Annotated in this window: 9 protein-coding genes; 8 read left to right on the forward strand and 1 reads right to left on the reverse strand. The window is 61.6% G+C overall.

The genetic code is table 11. The features are described 5' to 3' along the window. Positions 1 to 136 precede the first annotated feature (136 nt). A complete protein-coding gene (locus tag E4O92_RS05905; protein ID WP_135188825.1) occupies positions 137 to 661 on the forward strand; it encodes a hypothetical protein in 525 nt (174 codons plus the stop codon). 130 nt (positions 662 to 791) lie between these two features. Here the strand turns inward: E4O92_RS05905 and E4O92_RS05910 are convergent, their stop codons facing one another. Then, positions 792 to 2135 carry an MFS transporter gene (locus E4O92_RS05910; RefSeq protein WP_135188826.1) on the reverse strand — a complete coding sequence of 448 codons (1344 nt, stop codon included), beginning with the start codon at positions 2133 to 2135 and terminating at the stop codon, positions 792 to 794. 153 nt (positions 2136 to 2288) lie between these two features. On the opposite strand from E4O92_RS05910, the gene cyoA reads away from it, so the two are divergent. Genes cyoA through E4O92_RS05945 form a run of 7 tightly spaced genes read left to right on the forward strand, consistent with a single transcriptional unit; the run spans position 2289 to position 8994 of the window. After that, positions 2289 to 3293: a ubiquinol oxidase subunit II gene (cyoA, locus tag E4O92_RS05915; RefSeq protein ID WP_135188827.1), complete on the forward strand. Its 1005-nt coding sequence runs from the start codon at positions 2289 to 2291 to the stop codon at positions 3291 to 3293. A 2-nt stretch (positions 3294 to 3295) separates the two neighbouring features. Next, on the forward strand, positions 3296 to 5299 hold the full coding sequence (cyoB, locus tag E4O92_RS05920; protein ID WP_135188828.1) for a cytochrome o ubiquinol oxidase subunit I: 2004 nt from the start codon (positions 3296 to 3298) through the stop codon (positions 5297 to 5299). Beyond that, positions 5292 to 5927, forward strand: coding sequence for a cytochrome o ubiquinol oxidase subunit III (gene cyoC / locus E4O92_RS05925; RefSeq protein ID WP_135188829.1), 636 nt, complete (start codon positions 5292 to 5294; stop codon positions 5925 to 5927). The genes cyoB and cyoC overlap by 8 nt, the downstream gene beginning before the upstream one ends. Continuing rightward, a complete protein-coding gene (gene cyoD, locus E4O92_RS05930) occupies positions 5924 to 6334 on the forward strand; it encodes a cytochrome o ubiquinol oxidase subunit IV (RefSeq protein ID WP_135188830.1) in 411 nt (136 codons plus the stop codon). The genes cyoC and cyoD overlap by 4 nt, the downstream gene beginning before the upstream one ends. Next, positions 6331 to 7119 carry an SURF1 family protein gene (locus E4O92_RS05935; protein WP_135188831.1) on the forward strand — a complete coding sequence of 263 codons (789 nt, stop codon included), beginning with the start codon at positions 6331 to 6333 and terminating at the stop codon, positions 7117 to 7119. The genes cyoD and E4O92_RS05935 overlap by 4 nt, the downstream gene beginning before the upstream one ends. After that, on the forward strand, positions 7116 to 8468 hold the full coding sequence (locus E4O92_RS05940) for an ATP-binding protein (RefSeq protein WP_135188832.1): 1353 nt from the start codon (positions 7116 to 7118) through the stop codon (positions 8466 to 8468). Before E4O92_RS05935 ends, E4O92_RS05940 begins: the two co-directional genes overlap by 4 nt. Next, positions 8458 to 8994 (forward strand): response regulator transcription factor, encoded by a 537-nt coding sequence (locus E4O92_RS05945; protein WP_135188833.1) that lies wholly within the window; start codon positions 8458 to 8460, stop codon positions 8992 to 8994. The genes E4O92_RS05940 and E4O92_RS05945 overlap by 11 nt, the downstream gene beginning before the upstream one ends. Positions 8995 to 9092: the final 98 nt, after the last annotated feature.

Below are 9092 nucleotides of genomic sequence, written 5' to 3' on the forward strand. Positions count from 1 at the left end.
AGCGCCACGGCAGTTCGATCGCCTCTCCACTTGGCAAATGCACCGGCACCGTTGATTTGTGACAATTCGTGAACATATATGTTGACAATTTGATCGAGAATGTCGGAATCGTCGAACAATTCGAATAGGCCTCAATATGATCAAACGGGAGCATGCAGGAGACAAAACGACGGAACATGGTGGCGATGACGGTGACGGAGGAAATCAGGGCGGTGCAGAGATTGCACGCAAAGGGCCCAACGCGGCACCCCTCCTTGCGGTCATAATTGCAATTTGGATTCCTGATTTCATCGCCAAATTATCCCAGCCCTTTGATTGGCTGCTTCTTTTATTTGGCGCGGGACTGGTTTTCGCTGCCGCGATATTGTGGGGCGCACTGTACAGCTACCAAAGGCGCACTCCATTTCTGAGGATTACGGGTAGCCATTTCGAGTTCTATGGCCATACACTTTTCCATCGACGTATTATTCCGCTACGCGACATTACACAGGTGTCCTTGTCCAGGACGCCGAGCTTCATTGATGGCGCCTATTTATTGACTGTGGTGTCGTCGTCGCGCGTCACCACGATGCGGGTGCCTCCCCGTCCTCCGTCCGTCGTTACAGAAGTGAAGAATTTGCTTGCTTGCCAATTCAAGGGTCTCTTTTTCGAGGCAGAATAATCACATGCATTCCGGTCATCAGGGAATGGAGCGGCTGGAAAGTAACCTGTGAAAGCCATAGGCTACAAAAAATAGTGTCATAAAAAAACCGGCCCACGAGGGCCGGTTTTGGTTTGGCGAGCTCCAGCGCTCAGTCGCGTATCTCCAGCGCCCTGTTCAAGCTCAGCGCCGCCAGCGTGCCGACGGCGCCCGACAGCAGATACAGGCTCACATACCCCAGGCCGAAGTTGGCCGACAGTCCGAGCGCGATCACCGGCGCGAACGCGGCGCCCACCAGCCAGGCCAGGTCCGAGGTGAGGGCGGCGCCGGTGTAGCGGAAGCGCTGCTGGAAGTTGGCGGTCACAGCGCCAGCGGCTTGGCCATACGACAGGCCGAGCAGGGCGAAGCCGACCAGGATGAAGATGTTCTGGCCGGTTTCGCCGCCGTCGATCAGGCTCGGCACGCAGGCCGAGAAGATCGCGATCAGCACCGCGACCGTGCCCAGCGTGTTACGACGGCCAAATTTGTCGGCGACGACGCCCGAAAGCAGGATGCCGAGCGCGGCGATGCCGGCGCCGATCATCTGCAAGTTGAGGAATTCGTCGGTCGGGCGCGTGTCGTACAACTGGATCCACGACAGCGGGAACACGGTCACGAGGTGGAAGAGGGCATAGCTGGCCAGCGCGGCCAGTGCGCCGATCAGGATGTTGCTGCCTTGGACGCGGGTCAGCTCCACCACTGGCGCGGGATCGAGCTCGTGGGCGTCGAGCAGGCGCGAATACTCGCTGGTCGACACCAGCCGCAGGCGCGCGAAGAGGGCGACCACGTTGATCGCAAACGCCACGTAGAACGGATAACGCCAGCCCCAGACGAGGAAGTCATCCATCGTCAGGTTGCTGATCAGGTAAGAAAATAACCCGGCGGCTAGGATAAATCCCACCGGTGCGCCAAGCTGGCCCAACATCGCGTACCATCCACGCTTGTTTTCCGGCGCGCTCAGCGCGAGCAGGGAAGGCAGGCCGTCCCACGAGCCGCCCTGGGCCACGCCCTGGCCGATGCGTGTGGCGGCCAGCATGACGACCGCCAGCACGCCCCACTGCGAGTAGGTTGGCAGCATGGCAATGCCGGCGGTGGATGTGCCGAGCAGGAACAGCGCGATGGTCAGCTTGATTTCACGGCTGAAGCGGCGCTGGATGGCCATGAAGGCGATGGTGCCGATTGGTCTTGCAATAAATGCAAAGGCGAAGATCGTAAACGAGTACAGCGTGGCGTTCAGGCGGTCTGCCCAGGGAAAGAACACTGCGGGAAACACCAGCACCGAGGCGATGGCGTAGACGAAGAAGTCGAAATATTCGGAGGCGCGGCCTATGACCACGCCCACCGCGATTTCCCCGGGGTGGATTTCGCCGTCCCGGGCGTTGATGTTACGGGCCCCGCTGCGCGGGTTGCTAATCGGAGCGGCACCTGCACCGCCGTAGCCTGTCGTGCTTTGCATATCTTCGTCTCCATGTAGTCATTCTGACGGCCCTGGCTCACCCCGGAAAAACAAGCCTTGAGGCAAGGGGTGGGACAAAACGTCCAATGTGCAGCTAAGGCCGTTAGCGTTACAGTAGCATGTTCTCATTCCCATGTAACGTCCTATACAAGCATGATTCCTAAGACCGTCCGTCGCGGACTGGTTCTTGCCTCCCTTGCAGCGCTGGCTGGCTGTAATGCGGTGGTGATGAACCCGTCCGGAGACATTGCCAAACAGCAGGCGCATCTGATCGTCATCTCGACGCTGCTGATGTTGCTGATCATCGTTCCGGTGATAATCCTGACCATCGCGTTCGCTCGCAAATATCGCGCAAGTAATAAAGATGCGAAATACGAACCCGATTGGGACCACTCGACCAAGCTCGAACTCGTGATCTGGGGCGCACCGCTCCTGATCATCATCGCGCTGGGCCTGATCACCTGGATCTACACCCACAAGCTCGACCCGTACCGTCCGCTCGAACGCATCGATCACATGCGTCCGATCTCCACCTCGACCAAGCCGTTGGAAGTGCAGGTGGTGGCGATGGACTGGAAGTGGGCGTTCTTCTATCCGGAGCAGGGCATTGCGACGGTCAACGAACTGGTGCTGCCGGTCGACGTGCCGGTGCGCTTCAAGATCACCGCCACCTCGGTCATGAACGCGTTCTACGTGCCGGAACTGGCAGGCATGATCTATGCGATGCCGGGCATGGAGACCGAACTGAACGCGGTGCAGAACAAGCCGGTCAAGTCGGAAGGCTTCTCGGCCAACTACAGCGGCGCCGGTTTCTCGGACATGCGCTTTGGCTACCGCGGCGTGACGCAGGCCGACTTTGACAGCTGGGTCCAGTCCGTCAAGTCGGGCGGGGGCGAATTGAATCGCACCAACTACCTGGAACTGGAAAAGCCCAGCATCAAGGATCCGGTGCGCCACTACGGCACCGTCGAGCCGACGCTGTACAACCTGGTGCTGAACCGCTGCGTGGCAGACGGCTCAGTGTGCATGAACAAGATGATGGCTGACGACGCCAAGCGCGCCAAGGCCGTCGCGATCAAAGAGATGCCGAAAAAGGCCGCGACCCAGGTCGCTGAAGCCGAGGTCTGCACCTCGCCCACCAATTCCCTGAAGAAGTAACCATGCAAGAGCATTTTGATTTGACGAAGCTAATCTTCGGTCGGCTCAGCTGGGAAGCGATTCCCTACCACGAGCCGATCCTGATCGGAACCTTCATCATGGTCGCGCTGGGCGGTATTGCCTTGCTCGCGGTCCTGACCAAGCTCCGCCTGTGGGGCTACCTGTGGAACGAATGGTTCACCAGTATCGACCACAAGAAAATCGGCATCATGTACATGGTGCTGGGCCTTGTGATGTTCCTGCGCGGCTTTGCCGACGCACTGATGATGCGCGCCCACCAGGCATTCTCGTTCGGCGACGCGCACGGCTTCCTGCCGCCGCACCACTACGACCAGGTCTTCACCGCCCACGGCGTGATCATGATCTTCTTCGTGGCGATGCCGCTGGTGACGGGCCTGATGAACTACATCGTGCCGCTGCAGATCGGCGCGCGCGACGTGGCTTTCCCGTTCCTGAACAACTTCTCGTTCTGGATGACCGCGATGGGTGCGGTGCTGGTGATGGCGTCGCTGTTCGTCGGCGAATTCGCGCGCACCGGCTGGCTGGCTTACCCGCCGCTGTCCGGCATCCTGGCCTCGCCTGATGTCGGGGTCGACTACTACATCTGGTCATTGCAGGTGGCCGGTGTCGGCACCTTGCTGTCCGGCGTGAACCTGATCGCCACCATCGTCAAGATGCGCGCGCCGGGCATGGACATGATGAAGATGCCGGTGTTCACCTGGACCGCGCTGTGCACCAACATCCTGATCGTCATGTCGTTCCCGGTGCTGACCGCGGTGCTGGCGATGCTGGGCCTGGACCGCCTGATCGGCACCCACTTCTTCACCAATGAACTGGGCGGCAACGCCATGATGTACGTGAACCTGATCTGGATCTGGGGCCACCCTGAGGTGTACATCCTGATCCTGCCGGCGTTCGGTATTTTCTCGGAAGTCGTCTCGACCTTCTGCAACAAGCGCCTGTTCGGCTACACCTCGATGGTGTACGCGACCTGCGTGATCATGATCCTGTCTTACCTGGTGTGGCTGCACCACTTCTTCACGATGGGTTCGGGCGCGAGCGTGAACTCGTTCTTCGGCATCACCACGATGATCATCTCGATCCCGACCGGCGCGAAGATCTTCAACTGGCTGTTCACCATGTACAAGGGCCGGATCCGCTACGAGTTGCCGATGATGTGGACCATCTCGTTCATGATCACCTTCGTCATTGGTGGCATGACCGGCGTGATGCTGGCGGTACCGCCGGCCGACTTCGTGCTGCACAACTCGCTGTTCCTGATCGCCCACTTCCACAACGTGATCATCGGCGGCGTGCTGTTCGGCCTGTTCGCTGGCGTGAACTACTGGTGGCCGAAGATGTTCGGCTACAAGCTGGAAAAGAAATGGGGCACCGCTTCGTTCTGGCTGTGGTCGGTCGGCTTCTGGGTCGCGTTCACCCCGCCGTACATCCTGGGCTTCATGGGTTACACCCGCCGCATGTCGCACTTCGAGAACATGGACGACCAGTGGCTGTTCCGCATCTCGCTGTTCGGCACCCTGATGATCGCGGCTGGTATCGGCTGCCTGCTGATGCAGATCCTGGTCTCGATCCGCGACCGCAAGAAGCTGGCCGACGTCACCGGCGACCCGTGGAATGCGCGCACCCTGGAGTGGGCCACCTCGTCGCCGCCGCCTGACTACAACTTCGCGTTCACCCCGGTCGTGTACGACAACGACACCTGGGCTGACATGAAGAAGAACGGCTACAAGCGTCCGCTGAAGGACTTCGTGTCGATCCACATGCCGAAGAACACCTGGGCAGGTTTTGTTGTCGCGGCGCTGTCGGCCGTGCTGGCGTTCGGCATCATCTGGCACATGTGGCTGCTGGTTGGCGTGTCGTTCCTGGCGATGATCGCTGCAACCATCTACCACACCTTTGATTACAAACGCGATTACTACATCCCGGCGGAAGAAGTGACCCGCACCGAGGAAGCTCGCACCCGTTTGCTGGAAGCCCATGTCTGAAATTAACGTAATGAACGGCGGCGCGGTGGCCGCCGACAGCAGCTCGCGCTACCTGGTGCGCGAGCACCACCCGGAAAACGGCACCCTGCTCGGTTTCTGGATCTACCTGATGAGCGACTGCCTGATCTTCGCCTGCCTGTTCGCGACCTATGCCGTATTGGGCCGCAATTACGCAGGCGGCCCGTCGGGCGCCGAGATCTTCGACCTGCCGCTGGTGGCGCTGAACACGGCGTTCCTGCTGTTCTCGTCGATCACCTACGGCTTTGCGATGCTGGCCGCGCAGAAGAAGAACCTGGGCAGCGTGCAGCGCTGGCTGGCGATCACCGGTGTGCTGGGCGCCTGCTTCCTGGGCCTGGAACTGTACGAGTTCTCGCACCTGATCCATGAGGGCCTGGGCCCGCAGCGTTCGGGCTTCCTGACCGCGTTCTTCGCGCTGGTCGGCACCCACGGCCTGCACGTGACCTTTGGTATCGTGTGGCTGGTGACGCTGATGTTCCAGCTCGGTAAGCATGGCATCACCAGCGAAAACTATCGCCGCCTGTCGTGCCTGTCGATGTTCTGGCACTTCCTGGACGTTGTCTGGATCGGCGTCTTCACCTTTGTCTATTTGATGGGAGTCCTGCCATGAGCGGCCACCACATTGAACACGGCCACCACGGCCACGGCCACCACGGCCACGGCGATGATCACCTGGAAGCCCATGGCAGCCTGAAGGATTACAGCATCGGCTTTATCCTGTCGGTGATCCTGACCGCGATCCCGTTCTGGCTCGTGATGGGCCACGTGGTCGAGCCGGGCGCAACCCGCGCGATCATCCTCGGCTTCGCCGCGGTGCAGGTCGTTGTGCACATGATCTACTTCCTGCACATGAACTCGAAGTCCGAAGGCGGCTGGAACATGATGGCCTTGATCCTGACCGTCATCCTGCTGTTCATCGTGCTGTCCGGTTCGATCTGGGTCATGTACCACATGAACGCCAACATGATGCCGGGCATGGGCCCTGAGGCCATGCAGGGCATGCACGACATGCCATGACGCAGGACCAGCACGAACCAGCGGCGCCGGCGCCAAACCGGCGTGGGCTCGCGCCCATCCTGGTAGTCTTCGGGATGCTGCTGTTCGTGCTGTTTGCGGGGCTCGGCACCTGGCAGGTCTACCGCCTGCAATGGAAGCTGGCCCTGATCGAACGCGTGAATGCACGCGTTCACGCTGCCCCGGTCGCGCCACCCCCTCCGGCGCGCTGGGCGCAGGTTAATGCCCAATCCGACGAATACCGGCATGTACGCCTGGCCGGTACTTATCTCTACGAATACACCACCGCCGTGCAGGCGTTGTCCGAACTGGGCAGCGGCTACTGGCTCCTCACGCCCCTGTGCACGCCGGACGGCAGCATCGTGCTGGTCAACCGCGGCTTCGTGCCCCAGGAGCAGGGTGGTCCCAAACACTATCCGCTGCGCCGCGCGCAGGGGCCCGTGTGCCCCGCGAACGGCTCACCGGTCACGATCAGCGGCCTGTTGCGCATCAGCGAGCCGGGCGGCGGCTTTTTGCGCAATAACGACCCCGCGGCCAACCGCTGGTACTCGCGCGACGTGGCCGCGATCGCAAGCGCGCACGCTCTCACGAACGTGGCGCCGTATTTCGTCGATGCCGGCAGGGACCAGGACCCACTGGAGGCGCCGGACCACCCGGTCGGCGGCCTGACCGTCATCGCTTTTCATAACAGTCACCTCGTCTATGCCATCACTTGGTATGCTCTTGCTTTGATGGTTGCCGCCGCCATGTGGTGGGTGGCACGCAAGAGGCATGAAGAGGACGAATGACTGCTAATCCCGAAGTATTGAACAAGCCGGACGCGGACAGCGAGCCGGCCGCGGCGGTTGCCAACGTCGAATACGCGGCAGGGCACCGCAACATGCTGCAGCTGATCGAGCTGCGCTGGATTGCCGTGATCGGCCAGATCACGACCATCGCCGCCGCCATCATGGTGTTCGACGTGCGCCTGCCGCTGGTGCCGATGCTCGAGGTGCTGGCCTGCCTGATCGCGTTTAACATCGCCAGCCACCTGCGCTGGCACGAGCACGTACCCGTCACCAACCGCGAAGTGTTCCTCGCGCTGCTGGTGGACGTGGCCACCTTTACGGTGCAGCTGTACCTGTCCGGCGGCACCACCAATCCCTTCGCTTTTCTCTACCTGCTGCAGGTGATCCTGGCGGCGGTGCTGCTCGATATATGGGCCACGTGGACCATCACCGTCATCACGCTCATGTGCCTGGCGCTGCTGTCGGTGTTCGCCAAGCCCCTGGCGCTGCCGTTCGACCATGCGCGCGGGATCGCCAGCCTGTATGTGCAGGGCCTGTTGATCTGCTTTGGCCTGAATGCCGCGCTGCTGGTGATTTTCGTCTCGCGCATCAGCGGCACGCTGAAGGCCAAGGCGACCCAACTGGCGGACCTGCGCCAGCGCGCGGCCGAAGAGGAACACATCGTGCGCATGGGCCTGCTCGCGTCCGGCGCGGCGCACGAATTGGGCACGCCGCTTGCGACGCTGTCGGTGATCCTCGGCGACTGGAAGCGCATGCCCGAGTTTAAGAAGAACCCGGAGCTCTTAGAAGAGATCGCCGAAATGCAGACCCAGCTCAAGCGCTGCAAGTCGATCGTCAGCGGCATCCTGCTGTCGGCCGGCGAGACGCGCGGCGAGTCGGCGATGCGCACCACCATCCGCACCTTCCTCGACCAGCTGGTCGACGAATGGAAGGGCAGCCGGCCGGTGCGTTCGTTCAGCTACCAGAACCGCATCAGCGAGGACATTCCGGTGGTGTTCGATTCGGCGCTCAAGCAGATGATCGATAATGTGCTGGACAACGCGCTCGAAGCCTCGCCCGATTTTGTCGGGCTGGAGGCGAGCGTGACGGAGGACGGCACGCTGACCCTGAATGTGACCGACGCTGGCCCCGGATTCGCGCCGGCCATGCTGGCCCAGTTCGGCAAACCATACCAATCCACCAAGGGCCGGCCGGGCGGCGGGTTGGGCCTGTTCCTGGTCGTGAACGTCGCGCGCAAGCTGGGCGGCTCGGTCGCAGCCGCCAACCGGCCGCAGGGCGGGGCGCAGGTGACGCTGACGCTGCCGCTGTCGTCCATCGCACTAGAAAAGGAAGTTACGCATGTCCACTAGCCGCCTGTTGCTCATCATCGAAGATGACGAGGCATTCGCACGCACGCTCACCCGTTCGTTCGAGCGGCGCGGCTACCAGGTGCTGGTCGCGCCGGGCTACGACGAAGCGTCCACGCTGCTGGAGACGCATTCGCCGGATTATGCGGTGGTGGATTTGAAGCTCAAGGGGAACACCTCCGGGCTGGCCTGTGTGCAGCTGCTGCACCAGCACGATTCCGAGATGCAGATCGTGGTGCTGACCGGGTTTGCCAGCATTGCCACAGCGGTTGAGGCGGTCAAGCTCGGGGCGTGCCAGTATCTGGCCAAGCCGTCCAACACTGACGATATCGAAGCGGCGTTCGGGCACGTGGCGGGCAATACCGAACTGGAGGTGACCAACCGCTCGACGTCGATCAAGACGCTGGAGTGGGAGCATATCCATGCGGTGCTGGCCGAGACGGACTTCAACATCTCCGAAGCGGCGCGGCGGCTGGGGATGCACCGGCGTACGCTGGCGCGCAAGCTGGAAAAGCAGCGGGTGAAGTGACGCGCTCTTCGCCGGCTTGCGATTTTTGCCGCGCCGGTGGTGGATCGTAGGGGGCGCGGGGCCGCCGAGGACCCGTGCGCACAGGTCCTCGGCGGCCC

Origin of the sequence: Massilia horti, assembly GCF_004614195.1 — a bacterium.
GTDB classification, from domain to species: domain Bacteria; phylum Pseudomonadota; class Gammaproteobacteria; order Burkholderiales; family Burkholderiaceae_D; genus Telluria; species Telluria horti.

Bases quoted from the DNA above. Each gene is read 5' to 3' on its own strand.
- E4O92_RS05905 (WP_135188825.1), top strand. From the start codon at position 137: ATGATCAAACGGGAGCATGCAGGAGACAAAACGACGGAACATGGTGGC.
- cyoA (WP_135188827.1), top strand. From the start codon at position 2,289: ATGATTCCTAAGACCGTCCGTCGCGGACTGGTTCTTGCCTCCCTTGCA.
- E4O92_RS05945 (WP_135188833.1), top strand. From the start codon at position 8,458: ATGTCCACTAGCCGCCTGTTGCTCATCATCGAAGATGACGAGGCATTC.
- cyoC (WP_135188829.1), top strand. From the start codon at position 5,292: ATGTCTGAAATTAACGTAATGAACGGCGGCGCGGTGGCCGCCGACAGC.
- E4O92_RS05940 (WP_135188832.1), top strand. From the start codon at position 7,116: ATGACTGCTAATCCCGAAGTATTGAACAAGCCGGACGCGGACAGCGAG.
- cyoD (WP_135188830.1), top strand. From the start codon at position 5,924: ATGAGCGGCCACCACATTGAACACGGCCACCACGGCCACGGCCACCAC.
- E4O92_RS05935 (WP_135188831.1), top strand. From the start codon at position 6,331: ATGACGCAGGACCAGCACGAACCAGCGGCGCCGGCGCCAAACCGGCGT.
- E4O92_RS05910 (WP_135188826.1), bottom strand. From the start codon at position 2,135: ATGCAAAGCACGACAGGCTACGGCGGTGCAGGTGCCGCTCCGATTAGC.
- cyoB (WP_135188828.1), top strand. From the start codon at position 3,296: ATGCAAGAGCATTTTGATTTGACGAAGCTAATCTTCGGTCGGCTCAGC.